30 protein-coding genes are annotated in these 26,500 nt (G+C 64.0%); 13 read left to right on the plus strand and 17 right to left on the minus strand.

Annotated elements, in window-relative coordinates:
- Position 1 precedes the first annotated feature (1 nt).
- Genes ACN0SE_RS05195 through ACN0SE_RS05210 form a run of 4 tightly spaced genes read left to right on the plus strand, consistent with a single transcriptional unit; the run spans position 2 to position 4,381 of the window.
- The gene (locus ACN0SE_RS05195) at positions 2-2,110 is read left to right on the plus strand and encodes a flagellar biosynthesis protein FlhA (protein WP_417523428.1); all 2,109 of its coding nucleotides are present in this window, start codon (positions 2-4) and stop codon (positions 2,108-2,110) included.
- On the plus strand, positions 2,107-2,868 hold the full coding sequence (locus ACN0SE_RS05200; protein ID WP_417523429.1) for a flagellar biosynthetic protein FliR: 762 nt from the start codon (positions 2,107-2,109) through the stop codon (positions 2,866-2,868). The genes ACN0SE_RS05195 and ACN0SE_RS05200 overlap by 4 nt, the downstream gene beginning before the upstream one ends.
- A complete protein-coding gene (locus ACN0SE_RS05205; protein ID WP_417523430.1) occupies positions 2,868-3,953 on the plus strand; it encodes an EscU/YscU/HrcU family type III secretion system export apparatus switch protein in 1,086 nt (361 codons plus the stop codon). Before ACN0SE_RS05200 ends, ACN0SE_RS05205 begins: the two co-directional genes overlap by 1 nt.
- Entirely contained in the window at positions 3,944-4,381 is a 438-nt protein-coding gene (locus ACN0SE_RS05210; RefSeq protein WP_417523431.1) for a hypothetical protein, read from the plus strand. The genes ACN0SE_RS05205 and ACN0SE_RS05210 overlap by 10 nt, the downstream gene beginning before the upstream one ends.
- Before the next feature lie 6 nt (positions 4,382-4,387).
- On the opposite strand, the gene ACN0SE_RS05215 is transcribed toward ACN0SE_RS05210, so the two are convergent.
- Genes ACN0SE_RS05215 through ACN0SE_RS05255 form a run of 9 tightly spaced genes read right to left on the minus strand, consistent with a single transcriptional unit; the run spans position 4,388 to position 8,940 of the window.
- On the minus strand, positions 4,388-4,873 hold the full coding sequence (locus ACN0SE_RS05215) for a flagellar basal body-associated FliL family protein (RefSeq protein WP_417523432.1): 486 nt from the start codon (positions 4,871-4,873) through the stop codon (positions 4,388-4,390).
- A 9-nt stretch (positions 4,874-4,882) separates the two neighbouring features.
- Positions 4,883-5,617, minus strand: coding sequence for a flagellar basal body L-ring protein FlgH (gene flgH / locus ACN0SE_RS05220; protein WP_417523433.1), 735 nt, complete (start codon positions 5,615-5,617; stop codon positions 4,883-4,885).
- Positions 5,618-5,627: 10 nt separating this feature from the next.
- Positions 5,628-6,047, minus strand: a complete 420-nt coding sequence (gene flgA / locus ACN0SE_RS05225; RefSeq protein WP_417523434.1) for a flagellar basal body P-ring formation chaperone FlgA — start codon at positions 6,045-6,047, stop codon at positions 5,628-5,630.
- Complete coding sequence (flgG, locus tag ACN0SE_RS05230; protein WP_417523435.1) at positions 6,047-6,832, minus strand: flagellar basal-body rod protein FlgG; 786 nt, start codon at positions 6,830-6,832, stop codon at positions 6,047-6,049. The genes flgA and flgG overlap by 1 nt, the downstream gene beginning before the upstream one ends.
- Before the next feature lie 11 nt (positions 6,833-6,843).
- A complete protein-coding gene (locus ACN0SE_RS05235; protein ID WP_417523436.1) occupies positions 6,844-7,557 on the minus strand; it encodes a flagellar hook-basal body complex protein in 714 nt (237 codons plus the stop codon).
- A 1-nt stretch (position 7,558) separates the two neighbouring features.
- Positions 7,559-7,825, minus strand: a complete 267-nt coding sequence (locus ACN0SE_RS05240) for a flagellar biosynthetic protein FliQ (RefSeq protein WP_417523437.1) — start codon at positions 7,823-7,825, stop codon at positions 7,559-7,561.
- 4 nt (positions 7,826-7,829) lie between these two features.
- Positions 7,830-8,120: a flagellar hook-basal body complex protein FliE gene (gene fliE, locus ACN0SE_RS05245; RefSeq protein ID WP_417523438.1), complete on the minus strand. Its 291-nt coding sequence runs from the start codon at positions 8,118-8,120 to the stop codon at positions 7,830-7,832.
- A gap of 21 nt (positions 8,121-8,141) precedes the next feature.
- On the minus strand, positions 8,142-8,534 hold the full coding sequence (flgC, locus tag ACN0SE_RS05250) for a flagellar basal body rod protein FlgC (RefSeq protein ID WP_417523439.1): 393 nt from the start codon (positions 8,532-8,534) through the stop codon (positions 8,142-8,144).
- Positions 8,535-8,550: 16 nt separating this feature from the next.
- On the minus strand, positions 8,551-8,940 hold the full coding sequence (locus tag ACN0SE_RS05255) for a FlgB family protein (protein ID WP_417523440.1): 390 nt from the start codon (positions 8,938-8,940) through the stop codon (positions 8,551-8,553).
- A gap of 109 nt (positions 8,941-9,049) precedes the next feature.
- Here ACN0SE_RS05255 and ACN0SE_RS05260 point away from each other — a divergent pair, with 109 nt between their 5' ends.
- Positions 9,050-10,411: a FliI/YscN family ATPase gene (locus ACN0SE_RS05260; protein ID WP_417523441.1), complete on the plus strand. Its 1,362-nt coding sequence runs from the start codon at positions 9,050-9,052 to the stop codon at positions 10,409-10,411.
- Between the two features lies 1 nt (position 10,412).
- On the opposite strand, the gene ACN0SE_RS05265 is transcribed toward ACN0SE_RS05260, so the two are convergent.
- From ACN0SE_RS05265 to ACN0SE_RS05290, 6 genes are all read right to left on the minus strand, one after another.
- Positions 10,413-11,213: a DUF1217 domain-containing protein gene (locus ACN0SE_RS05265; RefSeq protein ID WP_417523442.1), complete on the minus strand. Its 801-nt coding sequence runs from the start codon at positions 11,211-11,213 to the stop codon at positions 10,413-10,415.
- Entirely contained in the window at positions 11,210-11,614 is a 405-nt protein-coding gene (gene flbT, locus ACN0SE_RS05270) for a flagellar biosynthesis repressor FlbT (RefSeq protein ID WP_417523443.1), read from the minus strand. Before flbT ends, ACN0SE_RS05265 begins: the two co-directional genes overlap by 4 nt.
- A complete protein-coding gene (gene flaF / locus ACN0SE_RS05275; RefSeq protein ID WP_417523444.1) occupies positions 11,611-11,988 on the minus strand; it encodes a flagellar biosynthesis regulator FlaF in 378 nt (125 codons plus the stop codon). The genes flbT and flaF overlap by 4 nt, the downstream gene beginning before the upstream one ends.
- A gap of 78 nt (positions 11,989-12,066) precedes the next feature.
- The gene (locus tag ACN0SE_RS05280) at positions 12,067-13,278 is read right to left on the minus strand and encodes a flagellin (RefSeq protein WP_417523445.1); all 1,212 of its coding nucleotides are present in this window, start codon (positions 13,276-13,278) and stop codon (positions 12,067-12,069) included.
- Positions 13,279-13,483: 205 nt separating this feature from the next.
- Complete coding sequence (locus ACN0SE_RS05285) at positions 13,484-13,840, minus strand: flagellar biosynthesis protein FlgN (protein ID WP_417523446.1); 357 nt, start codon at positions 13,838-13,840, stop codon at positions 13,484-13,486.
- Positions 13,833-14,114: a rod-binding protein gene (locus ACN0SE_RS05290; protein WP_417523447.1), complete on the minus strand. Its 282-nt coding sequence runs from the start codon at positions 14,112-14,114 to the stop codon at positions 13,833-13,835. Before ACN0SE_RS05290 ends, ACN0SE_RS05285 begins: the two co-directional genes overlap by 8 nt.
- Before the next feature lie 1,774 nt (positions 14,115-15,888).
- On the opposite strand from ACN0SE_RS05290, the gene ACN0SE_RS05295 reads away from it, so the two are divergent.
- From ACN0SE_RS05295 to ACN0SE_RS05305, 3 genes are all read left to right on the plus strand, one after another.
- Complete coding sequence (locus ACN0SE_RS05295; protein ID WP_417523448.1) at positions 15,889-17,424, plus strand: flagellar hook-length control protein FliK; 1,536 nt, start codon at positions 15,889-15,891, stop codon at positions 17,422-17,424.
- A 9-nt stretch (positions 17,425-17,433) separates the two neighbouring features.
- Positions 17,434-18,108 (plus strand): flagellar hook capping FlgD N-terminal domain-containing protein, encoded by a 675-nt coding sequence (locus ACN0SE_RS05300; protein WP_417523449.1) that lies wholly within the window; start codon positions 17,434-17,436, stop codon positions 18,106-18,108.
- Between the two features lie 227 nt (positions 18,109-18,335).
- Positions 18,336-18,536 (plus strand): hypothetical protein, encoded by a 201-nt coding sequence (locus tag ACN0SE_RS05305; RefSeq protein WP_417523450.1) that lies wholly within the window; start codon positions 18,336-18,338, stop codon positions 18,534-18,536.
- An 86-nt stretch (positions 18,537-18,622) separates the two neighbouring features.
- Here the strand turns inward: ACN0SE_RS05305 and ubiB are convergent, their stop codons facing one another.
- Positions 18,623-20,158 (minus strand): 2-polyprenylphenol 6-hydroxylase, encoded by a 1,536-nt coding sequence (gene ubiB / locus ACN0SE_RS05310; protein WP_417523451.1) that lies wholly within the window; start codon positions 20,156-20,158, stop codon positions 18,623-18,625.
- Positions 20,158-20,910: a bifunctional demethylmenaquinone methyltransferase/2-methoxy-6-polyprenyl-1,4-benzoquinol methylase UbiE gene (ubiE, locus tag ACN0SE_RS05315; protein ID WP_417523452.1), complete on the minus strand. Its 753-nt coding sequence runs from the start codon at positions 20,908-20,910 to the stop codon at positions 20,158-20,160. The genes ubiB and ubiE overlap by 1 nt, the downstream gene beginning before the upstream one ends.
- Positions 20,911-20,996: 86 nt before the next feature.
- Here ubiE and mutM point away from each other — a divergent pair, with 86 nt between their 5' ends.
- The 5 genes from mutM (at position 20,997) to dnaN (ending at position 26,306) form a co-directional block, all read left to right on the plus strand.
- Complete coding sequence (mutM, locus tag ACN0SE_RS05320; RefSeq protein ID WP_417523453.1) at positions 20,997-21,848, plus strand: bifunctional DNA-formamidopyrimidine glycosylase/DNA-(apurinic or apyrimidinic site) lyase; 852 nt, start codon at positions 20,997-20,999, stop codon at positions 21,846-21,848.
- A gap of 64 nt (positions 21,849-21,912) precedes the next feature.
- Positions 21,913-22,689, plus strand: coding sequence for an enoyl-CoA hydratase (locus tag ACN0SE_RS05325; RefSeq protein ID WP_417523454.1), 777 nt, complete (start codon positions 21,913-21,915; stop codon positions 22,687-22,689).
- 186 nt (positions 22,690-22,875) lie between these two features.
- Entirely contained in the window at positions 22,876-23,139 is a 264-nt protein-coding gene (gene rpsT, locus ACN0SE_RS05330) for a 30S ribosomal protein S20 (protein WP_417523455.1), read from the plus strand.
- Positions 23,140-23,630: 491 nt separating this feature from the next.
- A complete protein-coding gene (gene dnaA / locus ACN0SE_RS05335) occupies positions 23,631-25,025 on the plus strand; it encodes a chromosomal replication initiator protein DnaA (RefSeq protein WP_417523456.1) in 1,395 nt (464 codons plus the stop codon).
- A 162-nt stretch (positions 25,026-25,187) separates the two neighbouring features.
- Positions 25,188-26,306: a DNA polymerase III subunit beta gene (gene dnaN, locus ACN0SE_RS05340; RefSeq protein WP_417523457.1), complete on the plus strand. Its 1,119-nt coding sequence runs from the start codon at positions 25,188-25,190 to the stop codon at positions 26,304-26,306.
- The last annotated feature ends 194 nt before the right edge of the window (positions 26,307-26,500 follow it).

Below are 26,500 nucleotides of genomic sequence, written 5' to 3' on the forward strand. Positions count from 1 at the left end.
AATGGCCAGGAACCTCGGCACCAGCCCGATACGGGGCCTGACCGCGATGATGCTCAATCACACGGTGCTGCTGGCCGTCGGCCTGCTCGGCATCGTCGCGATGATGATCTTTCCGATCCCGGCCTTCCTGCTGGATCTCGGGCTCTCCTTCTCCTTCGCTTTGGCGATCCTTGTCTTTGTCATCGTGCTCTTCATCGACGAACCGCTCGAATTTTCTTCCTTCCCGACGATCCTTCTGGCCGGGCTGATGCTGCGGCTGGCGCTCAATGTATCCTCGACCAAGCTGATCATCGGTGAGGGGCACACTGGCACCAAGGCTGCCGGCAATGTCATCGACGGTTTCGCCAGCTTCATCATGGGCGGCAATTTCGTCATCGGGATCGTTACATTTTGTGTCATCCTTATCGTGAATTTCATGGTGATCACCAAGGGCGCCGCCCGGATGGCCGAGGTGGGGGCCCGCTTTGCGCTCGACGGCATGCCGGGCAAGCAGCTGGCGATCGATTCGGACGTCTCTGCCGGGGCGATCGACCATGCCACCGCCAAGCAGCGCCGCGAACATGATCAGCGCGAAACCACCTTTCTCGGCTCGCTCGACGGGGTGTCGAAATTCGTCAAGGGCGATGCGGTGGCCGGGCTGCTGATCACCATTCTCAACCTCGTCGTCGGCACCGCCAACGGGGTGCTGTCGCACGGGATGGAGTTCACCATCGCCCTGCAGACCTATGCCATCCTGACCGTCGGCGACGGGCTGGTGACGCAGATCCCGGCGGTCATCGTCTCGATCGGCTCGGCGCTGCTGCTGGCAAAAGGGGGCAATATCGGCACCGCCGACATCGCCGTGCTGGGCCAGCTTGGCAAGCATCCCGCGGCGCTGATGGCCGTGGGCATCCTGCAGCTGCTATTCGCGCTCTTGCCCGGACTGCCGATGGTGCCCTTCCTGCTCGGGGCGACGCTCTTCATCGGGATGAGCCTGCACCGGTTCCGCAAGCACGACGAGGCCACCGCGGTGCCGGAGGAGCCCGAAACGACGGATACCCCGCAGTCCAGGCCGATTGGCGATGTCCTCTCGCTCGACGACATCCACCTCGAATTTGCCAGCGATCTGGTGGACATGGTGCTCGATCCCGCCGCCGGGCTCGACGCGCGGATCTCCAACATGCGTACCCATATCGCCACCGCCTTCGGGCTGATCCTGCCGGAAATCCGCCTGACCGACAATGTCACCGCCGCGCCGGGCACCTACATCATTCACATCCACGGCGTCGAACAGGCGCGGGCGCAGGTGCACCCCGATCTGGTGCTGGCGCTGATCCCGCAAGGCGGGTCCGACCTGCCGTCGGGGCGCGATGTCGACGAGCCGGTCTATGGCGCCCCGGCCCGCTGGATCAAGCCGGAAGAGCAGGAAGACCTCGCGCTTCAGGGGCTGACCATCGTCACCCCGAACGAGGTGCTGGCCACCCATCTGCTCGAGGTCATCAAGACCAGTTTCAGCCGGCTGTTCACCCACAAGGCGCTGCGCCGCCTGCTCGACGAAATGGTCAATCTTTCAGAGCCCGACCGCGCCGAGGCCAACCGAAAGCTCTTTGACGAGATGATCCCCGACAGGGTGCCGATGGACCTGCTGCATCAGGTTCTGAAGCATCTGCTGGACGAACAGGTCTCGATCCGCAACTTGCCGGTGATCCTCGAAGCCATCGGCGAAGCGCGGAAATTCTCCACCCAGCCGGAAGGCATCTGCGAACATGTGCGCCAGAGGCTGGGCTTCCAGATCGTCGCGGGGCTCAAGCGGCCCGATGGCTCGGTGCCCCTGATCCAGCTGGCGCCGGAATGGGAGGATGTCTTTACCACCTACCAGGTGGATTCCGATCAGAATACCGTCGACGTCGCCCTGCCGCCGGAGATTTTCGCCAAGCTGACGCGCGCCATGGCCGATCAGATCGAGCAGAGCAGCGAAAGCGGCTTTTCCGCCTCGATCGTCACCTCCTCGCGCCGCCGCCGCTTTCTGAGCCGCATCGCGCGGGCCAAGGGATTTCAGACGCCGGTGCTCTCCTTCGAAGAACTCGGGTTGGACGCCAAGCCGATGCTGGTCGGAACTGTCGCGGCATGACCCCCGAGGCGCTTTATGACGCCTTGGGCGAGGGGCTGAAATTCGCGGCGCTGGTGTTCTTTCGCATCGGCGCGGTGATCTCGGTCATGCCGGGCATCGGCACGCAGAGCCTGCCGCTGCGGGTCAGGCTGGCGCTGGCGATTTCGCTCAGCGGTTTCTTCGCGCTGCTGCTCTTCGACCCGACCACGCCGGTGCCCGCGCCCGAGATCGGCCTGCTGGCCAGCGAAACGCTCATCGGCCTCGCCATCGGGCTGTCTTTTCGGCTGATGATCTTCGTGCTGCACACCGCTGGCACCATCGCCGCGCAATCCACATCGCTCAGCCAGATCTTCGGCACCGCCGGGATCGAGCCGATGCCGGCCATTGGCCACGTTTTGGTGGTGGGTGGGCTGGCGCTGATGTTCCTGTCGGGCCTGCACCTGCAGTTTCTGGGCACCCTGGCCGGGTTCTATGATGTCTGGCCGATCGGCGCCCGGCCGGCCGCCGGCGAATTTGCAATGTGGATCGCCGGCCAGGTGAGCGAGACCTTCACGCTGGCCTTTCGCCTGGCGGTGCCCTTCGTCATCCTGTCGATGCTCTACAACGTGATGCTCGGCGTCATCAACAAGGCGATGCCGCAGCTCATGGTCTCCTTCGTCGGCGCGCCGGTGATCACCCTGGGCGGGCTGATGTTCCTAGCGCTCAGCGCGCCCTACATGCTGAGCCTCTGGCAGGCGGCCGTCCTGCGATACCTGACCCATCCGCTCGGGGGGCCCTGATGTCGTCAGAGACGGAAACCGCCGACAAGCCGCATGAGCCGACGCCGAAAAAGCTCGACGATGCCCGCAAGAAGGGCGAGCTGGTCAAATCGGCCGAGCTCAACACCGCAGCGATGTATTTCGGCTTTCTGGTGGTCGCTTCGGTCTTCGGCGCGGCCTCGCTGCAGGCGCTGGGCGATGCCATGGCGCCGCTGCTGGCGCGGCCGCACGGTCTGGCCGCCGGGGTGTTCAACGGCGAAGGCGTGGGCTTTGCCGGCAAGCTGATCGGCGCGGTGGCTTTGGCCGTGCTGCCCTGGGTCGCCGTGCCCTTCGTCAGCGTGCTCAGCGCCATCGCCGCCCAGCGCAGCATGGTGTTTTCCGGCAAGAAGCTGGAATTCAAGGCCTCGCGGATCTCGCCGCTGAGCAATTTCAAGAACAAGTTCGGCTGGAACGGGCTATTCGAGTTCTTCAAGAGCGCGGTGAAACTGGCGATCTACGCCGCGATCCTCGCCAGTTTCCTGCGCGGCAAGAGCGACGTGATCATCGGCGCCATGCAGATGAACGCGGTCAGCTCGATCACCCTCTGGCTTGAACTCGCGGTGCAGCTTCTGGGAATTGTCCTGGCGATTGCCGTGGCCATCGCGGTCATCGACTATCTCTGGCAATACCGCAGCCACATGGCCAAGAACCGCATGTCCGACAAGGAGATCAAGGACGAGGTCAAGGATGCCGAGGGCGATCCGCACCTGAAATCCGCCCGCCGCGCCAAGGCACAGGAAATCGCCTTCAGCCAGATGCTCAAGCAGGTGCCGGAGGCCGACGTGGTGATCGTCAACCCGACCCACTACGCCGTGGCGTTGAAATGGTCCAGGACGGCGGGCGGCGCGCCGGTCTGCGTGGCCAAGGGCGTCGATGAAATTGCCTTGCGGATCAAGGAGATTGCCTATGAGGCCGGGATCGCCGTCTACAGCGATCCGCCGACCGCGCGGGCGCTTCACGCGCATGTGCGACTCGACGAGCAGATCCTGCCCGAACACTACGAGGCGGTGGCGGTGGCCATTCGCTATGCCGATGCTCTCAGCCGGAAGAGCCGCTCATGGACGTGACGCAGCTTGCCGATCTGCAGAAACTCGCCAAGGCGCAGTTTGACCGGGATGCCACGGAGTTGCGCACCTCGGTGGCGGCCGAGACCCGGTTGCAGGCGGCCCTGGACGCGATCGCGGAGTCCGAGGCGCGCCGGGCCGAAGCGTTGACCGGTGACCTGGCGGTGGCCTTTGCCCAGACCGGGGAGGCGCTCTGGCAGACCTGGGCCGAGGCACGGCGGCGCGAGTTGTTGATGGCGCTGGCCAATCAACGGGCAGTGACGGAGACCATCAAGCAGCGGGCGCGGGCCTCGTTCGGCCGGCACTCCGCGCTGGGCGCGCTGGAGACGAAATTGCGCAAGGAGGCGCTGGAAGAGGCGGCCCGGCAGGAGACCGAGCGGCTGGTCGAGCTGGAAGTGCACAAGCGCTGGATGACGCCGCCGGGGGATTAGGCCCGGTCAGACATCCTGCCGGGCGATATCGGTGATCAACACATCCTGCACCAGGTCGCCGAAATGGCTCTGCGCGGTTTCTCGCAGGGCGCGGCGCAGCACGTCGAGATTGCGGGAGCTGGTGAAAGTGCCAGTGAAACCGCCCAAGTTGGCGTGATCGAAGAACACCTGCAGAAAGGCATCGCGCAGCTTGGGCTCGCGGGAATAAACCTCTTCCGACCGGCCCTCGGGCACTTCGACGCTGAGCGCGATCACCATCATCGAGGCGACCTTGGCCTCGCTCACCACCGGCACGATGAACTGATTGTTGAGCTTGATGTACTCGACGTCGGTCGGTTCCATCTCCTCCTCCGACGCCGCTTTGGCCGGCACCGGCTCGCCGCAGGGATTGTCCATCTCGGCATGGTCCTCCGCGGGCTTGAGCAGGATGCCGGCGCCGACGCCGGCGCCGATGCCGATCAGGGCAAGCAGGAGGGGCAGGATCTTTCCCATCGGAATACCTCAGAATGGCAGAACGACATCAAGCACTTGCTGGCCGATCCGCGGTTGTTGCACGTCGCTGATCTGGCCGCGACCACCATAGGAAATGCGCGCCGAGGCGATCTTGTCGTAGGTGACTTCGTTCTGGCGCGAGATGTCCTCGGGGCGGACGTAGCCGGTGACGATCAGCTCGCGCAGCTCGAAGTTGACCCGCACCTCCTGCAGCCCCTGGATCGACAGCGTGCCGTTGGGCAGCACCTCGACGACAGTGGCCGCGATCTTGAGTTCGAGCTTTTCCTTGCGCCGCACCGACCCGTCGCCACCGGAACTGGACGAGGAATTCAGGTCGACCGCGTTGTCGAGCGAGAAGTTCTCCGGCAGGTCGTCGGCAATCCGCTGCGGCAGGCCAAGCAGCTGCGGAATGCCCAGCGATTCGTTGCCGTTGCGCGAGCGGTTCGAGGAATTGGAGATCTCGGCGCTCTCGTCGATCTCGATCACCACGGTCAGGATGTCGCCGCGCTTGGCGGCGCGCCTGTCACCGAAAAGCGAGGCCTGGCCGCCATCCCAGAGCGACGGTTCCGGCAACACCCGGCCCTGGTCGGTCTCGAGCGGCAGGCCGGGGCTCAGCATGGCGAAATGTTCGGGCGTTTCCCTGGCCTCGGAAAAGGTCGGCGGGCGGCCGATATGATCGAGGCGCGCGCATCCGGGCAGCACGCCCAGCGCGACCACCAGGGCGGTGCAGGTCATCTTCAACATGTCGCGGGCCTCATTGACTGACTTTGATGGTGCCGTCCGGCAGGACGGTGCCGAAGAGCGTGGTACGCGACGACAGGTTCATCACGCGGATCCTGTCACCGGCGCCGCCGCGGCCCAGCGCCCGGCCATCGGCCAGAATGCGCAGCCCGCCGGCGGTGAAATTCAGCGTGACAATCTGGTTGCGGGTCACCAGCGCCGGCGGCCCGATGTCGCCGGGGCGGATCGGCCGCCCGGCATAAAGCGTGACGCGGGTCTCCTGGCCGATGATCCCGGCCGGATCCGACAGGGCGCCGGGCACATCGGCGCTGCGCAGGGTCAGATCGCCGGGCGCAATGATCGTGTTGGCGCGCAGGGTGCGCACCGGCACCACGGTTTCCGCCAGCGCGGCCCCGGCGAGACAGAGGGATATGAGCGCCAGCAGGATCCGCATCAGCGCACCTGCGTCGTCGCGCCCAGCATCTGGTCGGCGGCGGAGATGACCTTGGCGTTGAGCTCGTAGCCGCGCTGCGCCTCGATCAGTTCGGAGATCTCGCGCACCGCGTCGACCGAACTGTCTTCGAGATAGCCCTGCCGCAGAATGCCCAGCCCGTCCTGCCCGGGGGCGGTGGTGATGGCGGGTCCGGAGGCTTCGGTTTCGAGAAACAGGTTCGATCCCATCGCCTCGAGCCCCTTGGCATTGGTAAAGCCTGCAAGAGTGAACTGCCCCAGCAGCTGCGCCTCGACCGTGTCGCTGAAGTAGGCATAGACCTCGCCGTCGGCGCTGATCGAAATGCTGCGCGCGTCCTGCGGAATGACGATATCGGGCACCACGGGAAAGCCGTCCGAGGTGACGATCAGCCCCTCGGCCGAGCGTTTCAGCCCGCCGTCGCGGGTATAGGCGGCCTGGCCCGAGGGCAGGGTGACCTCGAGATAGCCCTTGCCGTCGATCGCCACATCGAGATCGCCGCGCGTGGCCGAAAGCGAGCCCTGCTCGAGCTGTACCGACACCGCCGCCGGGCGCACGCCGAGGCCGAGCTGCACCCCGGTGGGCAGGACCGTGCCATCAGAGGCGCTGACCGCGCCGGCGCGAGCGTATTGCTGGTAATGCAGATCGGCAAATTCGGCGCGGCGGGCGTTGTAGCCGGTGGTCGACATGTTGGCGAGGTTCTGGGAAATGGTCTCGACCCGCATCTGCTGGGCCGTCATGCCGGTGGCGGCGATTTTCAGGGCGCGCATGGCGGCTCTCCTTATTTGAGGAAGGTCTGCATCGCGGTGCGGATGCGTTCGTTTTCGGCGTCGAGGAAGTTCTGGCCCATCTCGTAGGCGCGCTGCACCTCGATCATCCGGGCGATCTGGCGGATCGGGTCGACATTGGCATTTTCCAGAAACCCTTGCAGAACCTTGGGATTTTCCACCGGCTCAAAGCCTGCCTCGGCGGCGAACATCACACCGTCCTCCCGGATCAGGTCCTGGCCGTCGGTCGGCATGACGACGCCGAGTTGCGCCAAGGGCCGGCCGTTCGAGCTGAGCGTGCCGTCGGAGCCGATGCCCAGATCGCTGGCGTCCGGCGGGATGAAGATCGGCGCGCCGCCGGCGTCGAGCACCGGGTAGCCGTCCTTCGTGACAAGGTCCCCCTGGCCATTGGGCGAGAAGTTCCCGGCGCGGGTCAGCCTCTCGCCCGCCGGGGTCTGGACGAGGAAATATCCCGCGCCCTCGATGGCGAAATCAAAGCGCCCGCCGGTCGAGGTCAGCGCGCCCTGCATGTCCGACGCCGCTCCGATATTGCCGCTGGCCATCGAGATCGACGGGCCGTTTTCGATGCCGACCACATGCTCTGAAAAGATCATGTTCTCGGCGCGAAACCCTGTGGTCGCGGCATTGGCGATATTGTTGGCGACGACCTGCATTTCGCGCATCAGCCCGGTCTGGCGGGTCAGCGTGGTATAGGTGGCGTTTTCCATGTCAAACCTCGACAATCAGGGGGATGATCCAGCTCTGGAAAAAGGCCACGAGCCGTTCGGTCATGAAACTCATCGAAAGCCAGAAGACCGCGACGATGGCGGCCAGTTTCGGCACGAAGGTCAGCGTCATCTCTTGGATCGAGGTCAGCGCCTGGAAGAGCCCGATGGTGACCCCGGCGACCAGCGCCGCCGAGAGGATCGGCAGCGACATCGTCACCGAGATCCAAAGCCCGTGGCGCATGGTGTCGTAGAAGACCGCTTCATCCATCGGCTCAGACCGGCATCCGCAGGATTTCCTGGTAGGCCTCGACCACCTTGTCGCGCATCGTCACCACGGTCTCGACCGCGAGCTCGGATTGCGCCAGCGCCTGGACCAGCGCATGCGGATCGGCGTCGCCGACCATGGCGGATTTGGCCGTGGCCTCGGCCTCCTGCAGGGTCTGGGCGAAATCGCGGACATTGTCGGTAAACGCCTGGCCCATCGAAGGAGCAGCGTCGTCCGGCAGGGTCGCGGGGCGAGAGGCCGCGTATTTCTGGGCGGCAAAGATTGAGCGGACATCCATTCTGGGTCTCCTCGGAAGGGGTTAACGGCGCAAGAGCTCCATCAGGCTCGATGACATCTGGCGCGCCTGGTCGAACATCTTGAGGTTGGCCTCGTAGCTGCGCTGGGCTTCTCTGGCGTCGGCAATCTCGATCACCAGGTTGACGTTCGACCCCTCGTAATGGCCGGAGTCATCGGCCAGCGGATGCGAGGGGTCGTAGATTGTGGCCAGATCATTCTGATCCAGCCTGACGCGACCGGTGGTCACCTGGCCCCGGGTCTCGCCATTCTGGCGAACCTCTTCGAACGGCACGGATTTGCGCCGGTATCCGGGGGTGTCGGCATTCGCGATGTTTTCAGAGACATGGCGAAGTCGCGCTGCCTGGGCTTTCAGCCCGCTGGCAGAAACTGAGAAAGAGGACGAGAAATCGGTCATGGGTCAGGGCTCCGGGTCACTGGCGGCCAAGGCTCGAGCGCAGGATGTTGAGCGAGGCGCGATAGACGGCGAGCGCCTTGTCATGCTGGCGGCGGATGTCGACCGCGCGCAGCATTTCGGTTTCGAGAGAGATGGAATTGCCGTTGGGGTCGCTCACGGCGCCCTCGTCCTCGACCGGCTCATATGCGCCGCCATGTCGGGCGCCGGCCAGATGGCTGTCACGGGTGGCGCGCAGGCCGAAGGACGCCTGATCCTGCAGGACAAGCTGGGGAAAGGGCGTGAGGTCCCGCGCCTTGTGGCCGGGCGTATCCGCATGGGCCAGATTGCCCGCGGCAATGGCCTGTCTGGCGCCCGCATGGCGGGCCATCGCCTGCGAAAGTTGCAGGACTTCGAGATTGTCGAACATCGGGGCTTCTCCCTCGATTGGCTTCAATCAAGGCTTAACCCTGATTCCTTTAAAAATGGTTCCCAACAGATGAGGGAAGCGCACGATGCAGAAGCCGCGACTGGAAGGATTGAAGAATCGGATCTCCGGGCTGACCCCGGTCAGGCCCTTCGGACGGGTGGTCAGCGTCGACGGCACCTATCTGATGGTGGCGGGGCTGGGCCACAATGTCCGCATGGGCGACCAGCTGCGGCTGGTGCGCTCGCGCGGGGCGGCGCTAGGCGGCGAGGTGCTCAAGATCACGCCGGGCGGGGTGATGATGCTGCCCGATGACGCGCTCGAGGGCGTGGCGCTGGGTGACAAGGTCTTTCTGATGCCCGAGGCGCAGATCGCGCCGCATTCCGGCTGGGTCGGCCGGGTGATCGACCCCTACGGCACGCCGCTCGACGGTCGGCCGCTGCATGGCGGCCCCGATTTGCGCCCGATCCACGCGCGCCCGCCTGATCCTGCCAGCCGCGGCCGGCTGGGCGGGCGGCTCGACACCGGGCTGGTGCTGTTCAACACCCTGCTGCCGATCGTGCGCGGCCAGCGAATCGGGCTCTTCGCCGGGTCCGGCGTCGGCAAGACCAGCCTGCTGGGCCATCTCGCCCGCAAGATGGAGGCCGACGTGGTTGTCGTGGCGCTGGTCGGCGAACGCGGCCGCGAGCTGCGTGAATTCGTCGATGACGTGATGGGCCCGGAGGGCATGGCGCGCAGCGTCGTCGTCGCCGCGACGTCGGACCGTTCGCCGCTGGTGCGCCGGCGCTGCCCGGCCGCGGCCATGGCCATTGCCGAGCATTTCAGGGACCAGGGCTTGCAGGTATTGTTCCTCACCGATTCGATCACCCGTCTGGCCGAGGCTCATCGCGAGGTCGCGGTGGCCGGTGGCGAGGTGCCGGCGCTGCGCGGCTATCCGCCCTCGATGGCGCACATGATCATGTCGCTCTGCGAACGCGCCGGGCCGGGGCCGGATGCCGCGGGGGACATCACGGCGATCTACACGGTGCTGGTGGCTGGCTCCGACATGAACGAACCGGTGGCCGACGTGCTGCGCGGGGTGCTCGACGGCCATGTGGTGCTGGAACGGGCGATTGCCGAGCGCGGCCGCTATCCGGCGGTCAACGTGCTGCGCTCGGTCTCGCGCAGCCTGCCGGATTGCGCCAGCGATCGCGAAAACGAGCGGATCGGTTTTGCCCGCAAGCTGCTGAGCGCCTATCACGGCTCGGAAACCATGATCAAAGCCGGGCTCTACAGCGAAGGCGGCGACCCGGTGCTCGACCAGGCGGTGCAGGTGTTCGAAAAGCTGGATGGACTGATTTCACAGAAGCAGGACGGCATCGACAAGAGCTTCGAGCGGCTCGAGGTGGTCCTGCGCGAGGCCGAGGCCTATCGTCCGCGGCAGAAGGGGGCCGCCCGGATGCCGGCGGCGCGGCCGCAGGCCAGGCCGCGGTGACCTAGCGTGATACGTTCTGCAGCAGTGTGAGCGCGACCGACATGCCGGAATAAGCGGTGCTTTCCTTGAGCTGGCTTTGCAGCAGGTATTGCTCCACCAGCTTTTCGCGCAGCTCGGGGTCGGCGAAATCCGCCACTTCCGAGGCGCCGAAGCGGGCGCCTGATTTCTCGCGGAAGACATCGAGCTGCTGGTCGAGATCGAGTTGCGAAAAGCTGCTGGGCAGGTTCAACGCGGTCTGAAAAATCTCGCGCAGGGCCGGCACCCCCATGACGGTAAACCAGCGGCTGTCCTCGGTGGCGCTTTCGTCGGCGGCCAGCTCGGGCAGGGTGCGGTCGGTATAAAGCGCGATCCGCAGGCTGTCGTCCTGATTGCCCACCGCCTGTTCAAAGGACGCGCGGTTGAACTTGTCCACCACTTCGCGCGCGAAGGCCGGAGAATAGGTGTTGGCGCCGGAGAACTGGTCAAAGCCGAAGGCGGCAGAGAACTGCGTATAGCGGTCGTCGGCCATCTTGTTGGCGAGCGCGTCGCTGTCGCGGGTGCCCTCTTCGAGAATCTTGCGGATGAAATACTTGTTGTCGAGATCGTCCTGAAGCCCGTAGGCCCCCAGAGCCACCCGCAGCAGCCGGCGGTCGCTGACCAATTGCTCTGCCGTTTCGACCTTGGCGATATTGGCCTCGAAGTAGGCCGTATCGCGCGAGATCTCGGCAGATCGGTTCAGCGCGCTCTGCTGGGTCTCCATCGTTCGATTGAGGAGTTTCCAGCCCAGCAGGCCGGTTCCGGAGAGGATCGGCTGAAAGCTCATCTGTGCCCCGCGGCGAAAATCCGGTCCTCGCGCGGGATCAGCGCGCGCAGCGACTTGAGACATTGATAGAACTGATCGCCCAAGAGCGCATCGGTGGCGGCGGTCAGATGGCGGCGGCTGTCGGTATCCGTCAACACCTGGCTCAACTCCTCGATCCGGCGCAGGAGCTGCAGCCGGGATTCGCCGGGCTCGGCATCGCCGGTCAGGACCAACTGTGTGGCAAAGCAGACCCGGCGGACCGGCGTATTGGCTTCTTCCGGATGAATGGCATCGCGCAGCCGCAGGATGTTGGCGTTCGGTGTGACGATATTGAGCCGGCTGCGTCGATCGCCGTTCTCGATCACTGCGCCGTTGATCAGCACCCTCTCCTTGGGCCCGAGTTTGAGAACCAGGCCGGTCATGTGCTGGCGCTCCCGTTGCGTAATCCGCGCAGAATCGCGGTGTTGATCTCCAGCAGCGGGACCACTGTGGCTTTCTTGGCCAGAACCTGGGCGCTATGCCGCTTGGTGAATTGCGACAGAAAGACGATCCGCGCCTTCAGATCCTTTGGCAGCGGGTTGTCGCGGTCGGCCACGTCCGCGGCGAGAATGGTCCAGAGCCGGTTGTTGCGGTGGAGCGCGCCCGCGAGGCGGGGGAAATCCGTGGCCCCCTTTTCGGCGGCGGCCTTCAATTCGTGCGTTGCGCGGGCAATGGTTTCGTATTCCGCCCGGCGGTCGGTCTTGGTGGGGCCTGCGGATTGCGCATAGGCGCGCTGAGCCATGGACTGGGCGTTCATGCCGCATCCTTCCTTCTGAAGTGGGGTCTGCTGTCAACGGGGGTTCGGGGGGCGAAGCATCGCCCCCCTCCGTGACCGTTAGCGGAAGAGCGACAGCAGCTGCTGCGGTGCCTGGTTGGCAATCGAAAGCGATTGCACGCCCAGCTGCTGCTGCACCTGAAGGGCCTGCAGGCGGGCAGAGGCTTCTTCCATGTCGGCGTCGACCATGGCACCGATGCCGGTGGTCATCGAGTCGGTCAGGTTCGAGATGAACGAGGCCTGGGTCTCGATCCGGCCCTCGACCGAACCAAAGGCAGCCGAGGCGCTGATCGCGGTGTTGATCAGGGTCTCGACGGTGGCCAGCGCCGAGGTGGCCCCGCCGCTGGTCGTGACATCGATCCCCGACATGGCGCCGAGACCGCCGGAACCGGCATTGGTGAACTGGCCGCTGACAGTCAGGTCGGTGGTGCCGCTATTGGTGAAGGCCAGTGCGCCCGGCGTGCCGCTGTCGTAGTCGACGGTCAGGCCCGCAATGCCCAGATTGTCGACCGCGTTCTTCAGACCGACGGCGACGATGTCCGAGGTGGTCGTGGCAGCAGCGTCGTCGGCGGTGACCGTATAGGACACTTCCTCGCCGCCGACATTCAGTGTCACCCGGTCACCGGCAACAAAGGCTGCGCCGGAATCGTCGATGGTGATCGAGTCATTGCCGCCGCCCGCGTTGAGCGAGAGCGTCACGGTGTCGCCAGCGGCCGAAGGCACACCGCCCGAAGACCCGAAGACGTCCTTGGCGGCATAGGCGCCGGTGGACAGATCCTGACCGGCAACGGTGATCGACGAGGCGGTCACATTGCCCGAGCTGTCACGGTCGAGCGACGCCAGGACAGAGGCGGTGGCGGTCGAGCCGTCAACCAGGTTCAGACCGTTGAACTGCGCGGCCGAGACAACTGCGTTGATCTGGTCTTTCAGGGCGGTGACGTCGCTGTTGATCTTGGTGCGGTCGACGTTGTCTTCCTGAGCGGCGACGATCTTGCCCTTCATCTGGGTCAGCAGATCGGTGACCGTTTCCGAGGCGTTGCGAGCCACGGCAACCGTCGACTGGCCCAGAGAAAGGCTGTCACCGATGGCCTTGAAACCCTTGACGTCGGATTCCATCACCTTGGAAATCGCCCAGACCGCCGAATTGTCCTTGGCGGTGGCGACCGATTTGCCGGTCGAGATTTGCGACTGAACGTCGGACAAGCCCTTGTTGATCCCCTTGAGAGTTTGCAGTGCAACCATTGCGCTGTTGTTGGTCAGAATACTGGACATAGGTTTTCCTCATACGCGAGGCGCTTTTGCGCCAATTAAATGCCATCGCCGATCACTCGGCGTCCTTGTCATTCTGACACGTGCAACCCTCACGATCTTCGCGTCGGTTGCGCCACCAATGTGGTGCAAGGGCCAAATTGCAGCCTATGTCCTAAGGGTTTCCTAATTCCTGCCGAGAGGATCGACTGAATTTGTCTCAAACGGCTCAGGCGCGCTTTTCCAGGCGGCCACCGGGCGAGATGTCGATCATCCTGCGCTGGCCCGCGCGGTCATAGGTCTCGAGCGACTTGCGCACCTTGCTGATCGTGGCAAAGCGTTGGGCGACGGCCTCGATTCCCTTCATGGCATTTTCGATAAGTTCCTGATTCCTATTGAGCTTGATGCGAAGCTCATCCAGCCCCTCGGTGTCGGAGCTGGCGCATCGGGTAAGTTCGCGCAGCAGCTTTTCCTTGGTATCGAGCACCCGGCCGACTTCGTCGATATCGCCTTTGAGAAGCGAAGCCCGCTCCTGCTCCAGAAGATCGTTCAATTCGTCCAGAATAGTCTCTTCCCGATCAGCCATTTTCGGCCTCCAACATCGATTTGACGAACAGTTCCGTCAGCCCCAATCCACCGGCCTGCACCATTGCATCTGCTTGGGCACGCACGAGAAAAGACGAGAACTGCTCTTCTCCGACGCCGCCGTTGAAGCTTTCCGGCTGCTTTCCGAATCCGGCGGATTTCAGCATTTCGGCCAGGAAGGTGGATTCGAGGTCCTGCGCGACCATTTTCATTTCAGGCGGGTCGACGGACGGCCCCGGGGCGGGCAGGCTCGTCGGGGGTATCACGGGGTACATGGCGCAATCCTTTTAAATTGTTCCGGCTTTCCACAATTTGACGGGACAGCGGTAAAGAACTGGTAACCGTGATGGCGGATAAGGGACCGGAAGAGGAAGAATTCCCGGAGTCCTTATGCAAATTGAATCAATTGCGGGCGGTCCCGCCCTACGCCAAGGCGCCACTGCGCCGGCGGCTCTTGCCGCAGGGGCGCAGCCGACGGCCAGCTTCGCGCAGGTCTTTCAGGTATCTGGCCACCCGACAGAGGATCGCGTAGCGCAAACGCCGGAGGCTGATGGCGCTTTGGAGGTGAAGCGCCAGAGCACTGCGACCTCTGATCAGCAGGCCGGCGAGGCGGATGAGCAGGCCGAGGACGGGCCGGGAGGCGCGGGGGACATACCCGAGGCCTCCGATGAGGCGGCGGATTTAGACGCGGCTCCGCTGGCTGAAGACAACCCCCAGCGGGCTGTGATCGAACCCGAGAGGCGAAAGACGATGGCCCCCCGATCGATGGAACCATGGCAGGTAGAGCAGGGGGTCGAGTCGCCGTCGGCACCTCGGCCAACGCCGGACGGTCGCAACATCGAATCACTCCGGGGACCACAGGACGTTCTGCCAGCGGACAGGGATGGGACTCGGCCCTGGGAGGCTGACGAGCGATTCAGCGAGATCAACACCCCGGTCTTGTCGACGGAAATAAGTGAGCCTCTGGCTGTGCAGGTGGCCGGTAGCACCAATACTGACCCGGATTTTGCTTCAATGACCGCCGTGACGAAGGCGCCCCGGACGGTTCCCGCCGGAGGGCAAAATGACCGTGGCAGGGTGAGCGCCAGTCCCGACTCCGAAGAACCGGAGATGACGAGGCGGTTGGAGAACCCAATACGATCCGGCCTTCCGACGCTCGCCGCAGAGCCCATTGAAATGCCCGCCGATCCTCCTGCCGCGACCGATGGGACCATCGAGCAGCCTTTGCGAACGCAAGCTGTGGCGAAGGACGTCGGTAGTACCAATTTGACCGAGAGCGGTTCTACCCAAACCGACGCGCCGTCACTCCTCGCCGTTAAAGCGAATGATCGTGGCTTCGATGAAACGCAGCCTGACGCCCCTTCGCAGGTCGACAGAACGCACAACGCCCGTCCGCTGAACACGCTCAGCTCAAGCCGCATGGAGCCGCGGAACGTCCAGGTTCGGGCATCGACTGATTCTGTTTCGATGGGTCTCAAGGACGGGCCAGGTTCCAATGACGCCAGGCTCCAGCCGGCTCCTGAGACATCGAAAGCTGAGGACCCGCCCGGTGCACCTAGCGCTGCTGAGCCAGAGCACTGGAACTCCGCGCGCAAAGGATTTGTTGCGGTCGAAAGGGTGCCCGGAGGCGTGCGAACTCACGAACTTGATGCGAAAATTCCGCCGAGGCCTGCCCTTTCTGAGCCGCATGCGACCTCCCCAAGACAGAGGGGCCCCGAGCGTGGTGCCGCTGCCCTCGAGACTGACGTCCGGCCGGCTGGCACTGCTCGCCTGAAACTGCATTCGAGCCCGACGATCAGTCGGGATCCTCCGGATCAGCAGCAGGTACAAACTGCGGCTCCATTGATCGAACGCGCCAGTCCCGGTGATCACGCCGATGATCCCATTGCCAAGATGCACCCGACACCTCGCGCTACAGGTCGCACTGCTGTGGACCTCAGGCCGCATGCTCCCGAACCTGAGCGCTTCCAGAGAAGAGTTCTTCCCCCAGAAGTCTCTGTAGTCCCGCAGTCCAATCGCCCAGGCGGATCAACGCAGGAAACGCAGGACATGCCCGATCTCGCGCTGCCAAGCCATTCTCGTGCGCGCGAAGCCACCGCGAGGGTGCCGATCCAGACCGGCGACGACGCGAGGCCATTGCACAAATCACGTGGTCAGGAGCTGGGTGTCCGCCCTATCCAAGCGGGAGGAGCGTCGAGCCCTTCCTCTATTGAGCACGGCGTGGGCCGTCCGAACGCTTCAGATCAGGCAAGACAATCCGCTTTGCCTGCAGCCCTGCCGTCGCAATCCGCCACTGAGAAACGGCCCGTGAACCGGCCGAACTTTGCTCGCTCCGGCACTCCCGAGCCAGTGGATGTCCGGCAAAGACCAATGGATTCTGGTCGAACCCTGCGCATCACCCGCCCGACCGAGGCTCTGACAGCAGAGCCGACCCCGGGAAAGTCTGGCCATCTTGAAGCCGCCATGACGCGTCAACCGGGCAACGAAGGGCAAGCCCGTGTCGCGTGGACTGTGGAGACCAAGACGCCCGACAACCCGCTGCCGGATCATGCGGCGCGACCGCTGAGGCCTGTGTCAGCGGACTTGCTGGCGCAACAGGTCGCGCAATCCAAGGTCGTGGGCGCCAGCCCCGAGCTTGAAAGATTGTCGACTGCAGGCGCACCCATGTCTGAAATCGACACCGACGAACCGCAGCCCGACGCGGTGAACCTGGCAAGCGTTAACCGGCCAAGGCACGCCAGCCTGGGTCTCGCCGAAACACCGGGAAAGCCTATGGCACCGACCTCGAAGGACCTGTCTGAGGTGCGGTCAACGAGTGCGCCTGTCGAAGTCGAACGCCAAATCGCGGCACCTGCGCGGGACCAGACTGATTTCAGCGATCGGATCACTCGATTCGCCGCCCTTTCATTGGAAGGTCCGACGCAGAAGGACACCGTGATGGCCGCACCCAGAGAAATCGAGGGTGAGAACCGTCTGATGGCGCCGCCAAAAGGGGCGCTTGAGACAGCCGACGCTCCGAAACCGATGGTGGCCGCGCCGCGAATTGGGCCAGACCAGACGCGGCCGACAGCCCAGTTCGCTGTAGTCGCCCCCATGCCAGAGACGCAGGCTCTTCCGATGGCAGACCCGGCAACGGCCTCCAGGGAGCCTGGGCTTCAGGGGGGGCCTCCGCCTCATGCAGCGCAGGCCATGGCCCGCGATATTGCCCAGCAGTTGGCGCCGGTCCTGCGCGCCGTGCCCAGAGAATTCACCGAGATCACCCTCAGGCCGGACGAGCTGGGCCGCGTGCAGATGCGGATGAGTGGTCAGGACGGGCAGATTCTGCTGCAGGTGGTGGCCGAGCGGCCGGAAACCCAGGACCTGATGCGGCGCCACATCGACGTGGTCGAGCGGGCGTTCCGCGAGCTTGGCTACACCGATATCGCCTTCGAGTTTTCCACCTCGGGCCAGCAGAAGCGCCGGCCCGGGCCTGAGACGCCCTTGCCGGAGGCCGATATCACCGGCGACCCGGCCGAGGAAACACCGCCCGAAGCGCAGTCCGAGCCGGCCCGGACCGCCACCACGCGCCTCGACATTCGTGTATAGGAGAGACAGATGATCACCGCCACCAGCCCGACGGCCCAGAACATGGCGCAGTTTCAGCCCAGCGCGAGAGGTGCGTCGACCACCGGGGCGCTCTCGTCGGATTTCGACACTTTCCTGCAGATGCTGACCGCACAGATGCGCAACCAGGATCCGCTGAACCCGCTCGATTCGACCGAATTTGCCTCGCAACTGGCGACCTTTTCCTCGGTCGAGCAGCAGGTGGTCACCAACGACCTGCTGAGCGGCATGATCACCCTGATGGAAGTGGGAGGTCTCGGCGACATGGCCGGCTGGGTCGGGCGAGAGGTGCGCACGGACGCGCCGGCGTTTTACGACGGCACTTCGTCCATTCCGCTTGCGGTCGGGACGTCACCGTTGGCGGAAGAGGCCTTCCTCGAGGTCCACGATCTGCAGGGCAATCTGGTGCAGCGTCTGCCAATCGATGTGGACCAGACCGAGATGGACTGGACCGGTCTGGATGACAGCGGCACACCGCTTCCCGACGGCCATTATGTCTTTGTCGTCGATAACTTTTCGCGCGGCGAATCGATTGGTCTGTCACCGGTTTCCAGCTATCAGCAGGTCGACGAAGCGCGCATCGAGAACGGCCAACTGGTGCTTATCGTCGAGGGCGGCCAGTCCGTTGACATGGGAAATGTCACCGGCATTCGCGCTTTCAGCTGAATCCTAACCCGAAAGCCGGCTTTTTGGGCAATGGAAATCGGCCAGGTGATGCATACTGGTGACAAAAGACCCTACGTCACCCGTATCTGTTGCGCGATTGCCGCAGGCCGCGCACCCTCCGGAATTGACGGCTTTTTCCCGACGAACGGGTTTGAAACCACACGGCCTTCATAGTAGGTTCTTCCCGCGTGGGGTGATTGTTCACCCGAGAATGTCTGGAGAACATTATGAAGAAATTTGCCATGGCAGCGACGGCTGCTCTTTTTGTCACGGCCGTGCCTGCTGTTGCTCAGCAGACCGACACCGCCGCCAATCCCTTTCTGTCCACTCAAGGCACCACTGAACTGATTGTTGTCGGCGGCGTCACCATGCTGACGATCCTCGCGGCTACCTCCAACGGCAGCGGCAGCTCGTCCGGTACCGACTGAGTACATTTCTACTGCTGAACACGGATGCGGCGGCCGATTGGCCGCCGTTTCTGCGTCTGGGGACTGGAGCTTTGCCTGTTTGGCGGTCAAGCCAGCGGCAGCAGCACCGCCGCGGTGACAAACCCCGCGAAAAGACCGGCGGCCAGATAGGCCCAGCGGGCGGCGCGATTGCGATCCTGCGCCGGTTCCGAGTTGCGTTCGGCCTCTGACAGCAGCGCCTTTTCCACCAGCGCTGGCAAGCGCGGGCCGAAGCGCGCGAGAACCTGAGCGGTGCGGGCGAGATCGCCAGCAAAGGCGCGCGGGCCGAGGCTGCCGCGGATATAGTCCTCGACAATCGGATGGGCCACTTCCCAGATGTTCATGCGCGGGTTCAAAGCGCGCGCCACACCTTCGACCACCACCATGGTGCGCTGCAGCAGAATCAACTCGGTGCGGGTCTCCATGCCGAAGCGTTCGGTGACCTCGAAGAGGTAGGACAGCAGCTTGGCCATGGAAATCCGTGTCGCATCCATGCCGAAGATCGGCTCGCCGACCGCACGCAGGGCGCGGGCGAATTCATCGACATTGCGGTCGGCGGGCACATAGCCGGCCTCGAAGTGCACCTTGGCCACCCTTTGATAATCCCGGCGGATGAAGCCGAAGAGGATCTCGGCATAGACCCGGCGGGTGTATTCGTCGATATGGCCCATGATGCCGAAGTCATAGGCGATGATGTCGCCGTTGGCCGCGACCTTGAGGTTGCCGGGGTGCATGTCGGCGTGGAAATAGCCGTCGCGCAGGGCGTGGTTGAGAAACAGTTGCAGCACCCGTTCGGACAGCGCCACGCGGTCATGGCCGGCAGCGTCCAGCGCGGCATTGTCGCCCAAGGGTATCCCCTCGGCCCAGCCCATGGTCATCACCCGGCGGTCCGACAGGTGCCACTTGATCTCGGGCAGCTGGAAGCCTTCGTCGTCCTTTGTGTTGGCAGCAAATTCCGAGGCGGCGGCGCTTTCGAGGCGCAGGTCGAGCTCGCCCATCACCACGCCTTCGAAATGCCGGATCACCTCCATCGGGCGCAGTCGCCGCGACGAGGGTGACAGCACATCGACGCATCGGGCGGCGAAGTAGAAGGCGTCGATGTCGTGCCGGAAGGCGCGTTCGATGCCGGGGCGCAGCACCTTGACCGCAACGGTTTCGCCGGTTTCGCGCACGACGGCCTTGTGCACCTGGGCGATCGAGGCGGCGGCCACCGGCGGGCTGATTTCCGAGAAGATCACATCGGCCGGGCGGCCCAGGGCCTGGGTGATGCTGGCGCGGGCGGTCTCGACGGTGAAGGGCGGCAGCTTGTCCTGCAGCACGCGCAGCTGCAACGCTAAGTCCTCGCCCACCACGTCGGGGCGGGTTGAGAGGATCTGGCCGAACTTGATATAGGCCGGGCCCATGGCCGTCAGCGCGCGGGTCACCGGCGGCAGGCTGGGGTCGCCGCGATAGCCCAGCCATTTGAACGGCCAGCCCAGCGTCTTGGCGGCGATCCGCAGCGACGGCGGCGCGTCAAAGGCATCGAGCACGTCGTTCATTGCGCCGGTGCGTTCCAGCGTGGCACCGGTGCGGATCAGGCGAAAGATATTGTGCGGTCCGCGCATCAGAGCTTCCAGCCGGAATGCAGGCAGGCGACGCCCAGGGTCAGGTTGCGATACTTGGCCTGCTCGAAGCCGGCGGTGCGCACCATCTGCAGAAAGGTCTCCTGGTCGGGGAAGCGGCGGATCGACTCCACCAGGTATTGATAGCTGTCGCGGTCATTCGCGATCACCTGGCCCATCGCCGGGATGACGTTGAAGGAATAGCGGTCATAGGCCCATTGCAGCCCGGGGTTCGGGATCTGGCTGAATTCCAGCACCATGAGCCTGCCGCCGGGGCGCAGCACGCGGTAGGCCTCGGCCAGCGCCTCTTCGGGGCGGGTCACGTTCCTTATGCCGAAGCTGATGGTGTAGACGTCGAAGGTATTGTCCGGAAAGGGCAGGGCCATGGCGTCGCCCACCACCCAGTCGAGGCTGCCGGCCATCTGTTCGGCCTCGGCGCGCTTGCGGCCTTCGACCAGCATCGGTTCGGTCAGGTCGAGCACGGTGGCATGGCCGCGCCCGGCGCGTTTGAGAAAGCGGAACGAAATGTCGCCTGTGCCGCCAGCCACATCCAGCAGCTTCTGCCCGACGCGCGGTGCCAGCCAGTCCATCATCGCATCCTTCCAGATGCGGTGAATGCCCATCGACATGGCGTCGTTCATCACGTCGTAGCGCGAGGCCACGGAATTGAAGACGCCCTGCACCCGGCCGGCCTTTTCCGTCTCGGGCACCGTCTGATAGCCGAAATGCGTTGTCTTCTGCTCGTCGTCGCTCATGGGGCTTGCCGTTTTATTGTCTCCCGCTTTCTTATAGAGCGCTGAATGGCCGTTACAATGCGGCCCCCCTAACGGAAGGCGCCCTGATGCCCGAATTGCCCGAAGTCGAGACGGTTCGTCGCGGTCTGGCCCCCGTGATGGAGGGCGAGGTCATGGCGCAGGTGGCGGTCAACCGGCCCGATCTGCGCTGGCCCTTCCCTGAAAGGATGGCCGAGCGGCTGGCGGGGCAGAAGGTACTGCGGCTGCGGCGGCGGTCGAAATACATCCTGGCCGACCTTGGCAGTGGCGAGACGCTGCTTGTTCACCTCGGCATGTCGGGGCGCATCCTGATTTCGGGCGATCCGCTGGGGCGTTTCGTGCATGACCACCCGGCGCCGGAAAAGCACGATCACGTGGTCTTTGACATGGCCAACGGCGCGCGGATCACCTTCAACGATCCGCGCCGCTTCGGCGCGATGGACCTGATGGAGACCGCGCGCGCCGAAGAGCATCCGCTGCTGGCCAAGCTGGGGCCGGAACCTCTGGGCAACCAGTTTGGCGAATCCGTCCTGGTTGCGGCGCTCAGGGATCGCAACACGCCGATCAAATCGGCGCTTCTGGATCAGAAAATCGTCGCCGGATTGGGCAATATCTACGTCTGCGAGGCGCTCTTCCGCACCGGAATTTCGCCGCGGCGCAAGGCGCGGCAGATTTCGGCGGCCCGTGCCGCGACCCTGGTGCCGGCGATCCGCGAGGTGCTGACCCAGGCGATTGCCGCTGGTGGCTCGTCGCTCAAGGATTTCCGCCAAGCCGATGGCGAGCTTGGATATTTTCAGCACAGCTTCGATGTCTACGGCCGCGAGGGCGAGCCCTGTCGCACCCCGGGCTGCACCGCCACGGTGGCGCGGATCGTGCAATCCGGCCGCTCGAGCTTCTACTGTCCGGCTTGCCAAAGATAGGTTGAACCGCACATTCAGAGTGATAAGCACGTGAAATCGACCGAAACAACGGAAAGCATCTGACATGGCCTATGAGACGATCACCGTCGAAGTAGAAGACCACGTTGCCACCATCACCCTGAACCGGCCCGACGCACTCAACGCGCTCAACTCGCAGTTGCTGCGGGAGCTCTGCAAGGCGCTGGGCGAGGCATCGGCGAACGACAAGGTGCGCTGCATCATTCTCACCGGCTCGAACAAGGCCTTCGCCGCCGGTGCCGACATCAAGGAAATGGCGGACAAGTCCTTTGTCGAGGTGTTCAGCGAGGATTTCTTCAGCAAGGAACATCAGGCGATCACTGCCGTTCGCAAACCGATCATCGCCGCCGTCGCGGGCTATGCGCTGGGCGGCGGCTGCGAACTGGCGATGATGTGCGACTTCATCATCGCCGCCGACAACGCCAAGTTCGGCCAGCCCGAGATCAACCTGGGCGTGATTGCCGGCATTGGCGGTACGCAGCGTCTGACCCGTCTGGTGGGCAAGTCCAAATCGATGGACATGCACCTGACCGGCCGCTTCATGGACGCCGAAGAGGCCGAGCGCGCCGGGCTGGTCAGCCGCGTCGTCCCGGCCAAGAAGCTGATGGAAGAGGCCCAGGGCGCGGCGCAGAAGATCGCCGAAAAGAGCATGCTGGCCACCATGGCCGCCAAGGAGGCGGTGAACCGCGCCGAGGAAGTTTCGCTCTCCGAGGGGCTGCTCTTCGAGAAACGGCTGTTCCACTCGCTCTTTGCGAGCGAAGATCAGAAGGAGGGCATGGCCGCCTTCCAGGAAAAGCGCGAGCCGCAGTTCCGCGACAAATAGACCAGAGATCGCAAAGGCCGGGGTGCACGCACTTTTGGCCTTTGCAAGCGCGGCGATTTTGCTTATATCCCGCCGCCATACATGCGCGTGCAGCCCGCTCGGCTAGAATCATCCCCGGTGACATCCGTCCGGGCCGGTCTGGCATCGCGTTATCGACATACCAGACCCGCGAAAGGGAAGATCAGCATGGCCAATACGCCCCAGTCCAAGAAACGCGCTCGCCAGAACGAAAAGCGCTTTGCCATCAACAAAGCTCGCCGTTCGCGCATCCGCACCTACCTGCGTCAGGTCGAAGAGGCGATCGCCTCGGGTGACAAGGATGCGGCCACCAAGGCGCTCCGCGAAGCCCAGCCCGAACTGATGCGCGGCGTGACCAAAGGCGTCATGCACAAGAACACCGCCTCGCGCAAAATGTCCCGCCTGTCGGCACGGGTCAACGCGCTCGGCTAAGCCGAAAAAGTGACGTAAAGTTAGTTAAAGCGCCCCTTGGGGCGCTTTTTTTCGTGCAAAATCAATGGGTGCATTCCGGCATAGTGGCAAAGTTGCACAGGGCTGGGGATTCTTTTTCAGCTCATGCCGAGTCAACATTTAGTTTCGGTTGCCGCTCTGCGGGAGAGGTTGCTAGGTTCGGTCTTGCGAGTCAGCTCGCACTGGGGGGACAGGCGGAACCAGTCGATTTGCACCGACTGAAATTGTTGTCGACAGCGCCGTGAAAGGCCGTGTCGACACCAGACTAGAGCATTCTGCTCGAAGCCATGTCCAAGACAGACACACTTGGGTCGTCAGACCGAATCCCGGACTCCATGAGCTCCGGACACGACAGGTGTTTCTATAGGATGGCTGGTGTTGCCGGGTTTGCCCGGCAAGGGGACCACCTGCCATATTTTTTAGCGCCGGTTGTCGAAAGACAGCCGGATACATGGGAACGGACGCAGGGACACATGACAAAAGACCAGTGGGGAGCACTACAGGGGCAGTTGCGCGAGACCGTTGGAGTAAACAACTTCACCAATTGGATCGAGCCTTTGGAATTCGAAGGGGTGACGGACGGGGTGGCACATTTCAATGTGCCGACAAGCTTTCTGGGGAACTACGTGCAGCGGAATTTTGGGGATCTGCTGCTCTATGCTATGACCAACGCCGGGGCAGATGTGCGCCGGATCGAGTTCGACGTGCCGGCCAACAAGGCCAGCATGCCGGCCGTTTCGCGGGCTGCCAACTCGCCCGAACGGACCGGACAGAAACAGACCAAGGCGGCACAGTCGATGACAACGCGTGCGGATCTGGCCGACCTGCTGCCGAGCGCACCGCTCGACAAGCGGTTCACCTTTGACACATTCGTCGTCGGCAAGCCGAACGAACTGGCCCATGCCGCCGCGCGCCGGGTTGGCGAGGGGGGAGAAGTGACCTTCAACCCGCTGTTCCTTTACGGCGGCGTCGGTCTCGGCAAGACGCACCTGATGCATGCCATCGCCTGGGAGCTGAAATCCCGGTCGCCGCATCTCAACGTGCTCTATCTTTCGGCCGAGCAGTTCATGTACCGCTTCGTTCAGGCGCTGCGCGACCGCAAGATGATGGACTTCAAGCAGATCTTCCGCTCGGTCGATGTGCTGATGGTCGATGACGTGCAGTTCATCGCCGGCAAGGACAGCACGCAGGAGGAGTTCTTTCACACCTTCAACGCGCTGGTCGACCAGAACAAGCAGATCATCATCTCGGCCGACCGCGCCCCGGGCGAGATCAAGGACATGGAGAACCGCATCCAGTCGCGTCTGCAGTCGGGCCTCGTGGTCGATCTGCATCCGACGGATTACGAGCTTCGGCTCGGCATCCTGCACTCCAAGCTGGCGACGCACCGGCTGCAATATCCCGAGCTCGAGCTCGACGAAAAGGTGCTCGAGTTTCTCGCGCACCGGATCTCGACCAACGTTCGGGTGCTCGAAGGGGCGCTGACGCGGCTCTTTGCCTTTGCGTCGCTGGTGGGTCGTCCGATCACCATGGAGCTGACCCAGGATTGCCTCGCGGATGTTCTGCGCGCCTCGGAACGCAAGATCACCATCGAGGAAATCCAGCGTCAGGTGGCCGAGCACTACAACATCCGCATGTCCGAGCTGATCGGACCCAAACGTTTGCGGGTCTTTGCCCGGCCGCGTCAGGTGGCGATGTATCTCTGCAAGCAGCTCACCAGCCGCTCGCTGCCCGAGATCGGCCGCCGCTTTGGCGGACGTGACCACACCACCGTCATGCACGGGGTGCGGCGCATCGAAGAGCTCAAGGTGCAGGACGGCCAGATCGCCGAAGATCTTGAAATGCTGCGTCGGACGCTCGAAGCGTAAGCAGGAAAGCACGATCGGCGGGCCGCGTTCATTCTTGGCCCGCCGTGCCCTTGACGCCCCTGTCAAACCATTGGAAACCTCTCGCAATTGCCCGAAAAGGGCTTGGAGCGCTGGGGGGATGCGGCTAACGTGCCGGTCCCGGGCTTTCGGAGGGACAGGGTTATGAAATTCAGCATCGAACGCGGCACATTGCTCAAGGCAGTGGCGCAGGCGCAATCGGTCGTCGAGCGGCGCAACACCATCCCGATCCTTGCCAATGTCTTGATCGAAGCCGAAGGCGACACCGTGTCCTTTCGCGCCACGGACCTCGATATCGAGGTGGTCGACAAGGCCCCGGCCCAGGTCGAACGCGCCGGCGCCACCACGGTGGCCGCGGTCACACTGCACGAGATCGTCCGCAAGCTGCCCGACGGCGCGCTTGTGACCCTGGCCGAAGAGGGCGCTTCCGGGCGGCTCACGGTCGAGGCCGGGCGCTCGAACTTCTCGCTGGCGACCCTGCCGCGCGAGGATTTCCCGGTGATGGCCTCGTCTGAATATTCGTCTAACTTCTCAGCCCCGGCGCCGGTGCTGCGGCGGCTGTTCGACAAGTCGAAATTCGCGATCTCGACGGAAGAGACGCGGTATTACCTCAACGGTGTCTACATGCACGTGGCCGATGGCGAAGACGGCAAGGTGCTGCGCTGCGTCGCCACCGACGGCCACCGTCTTGCCCGGATCGATGCGCCGCTGCCCGAGGGCGCGGCCGATATGCCCGGCGTGATCGTCCCGCGCAAGACCGTGGGCGAGATGCGCAAGCTGCTCGACGATGACGACATGGAGATCGCGGTCTCGGTGTCCGAGACCAAGGTGCGCTTTGCCACGCCGGACATCATGCTGACGTCGAAGGTGATCGACGGCACCTTCCCGGATTACACCCGGGTGATCCCGCAGGGCAACACCCGCAAGCTCGAGGTCGACGCCAGCGATTTTGCCCGCGCGGTGGACCGGGTGGCGACGGTATCGTCGGAACGCTCGCGCGCGGTGAAGATGTCGCTGGACGAGGATCGGCTGATCCTGTCGGTCAATGCGCCCGACAGCGGGGCCGCCGAGGAGGAACTGGCCGTGGCCTATGGCGACGAACGGCTCGAGATCGGGTTCAACGCGAAATACCTGCTGGAGATCGCCAGCCAGGTGGACCGCGAGAACGCGGTGTTCATGTTCAACTCCGCCGGCGACCCGACGCTGATGCGCGAGGGCAATGACACCAGCGCGGTCTATGTCGTCATGCCGATGCGGGTCTGACCCTTCACTGTCGCTCGTTGTTTCAGCACCCCCGCGCGAACAGCGCCGCAGGCGCCGCGCGATCGCCGACCCGCACCCCGGGGCGGCGATTTGGTTGCCGTTTGCGCATCGTTCAGATTTTGTCCTGACACGTCGAGATAAAGCGGGCAGAACTGACCTGGCATCGCCACCCCGCGGGTCGGCGATCGCGCGGC

This window comes from Marinovum sp. (assembly GCF_048263515.1).
In the GTDB taxonomy this organism is placed as follows: Bacteria; Pseudomonadota; Alphaproteobacteria; order Rhodobacterales; family Rhodobacteraceae; genus Marinovum.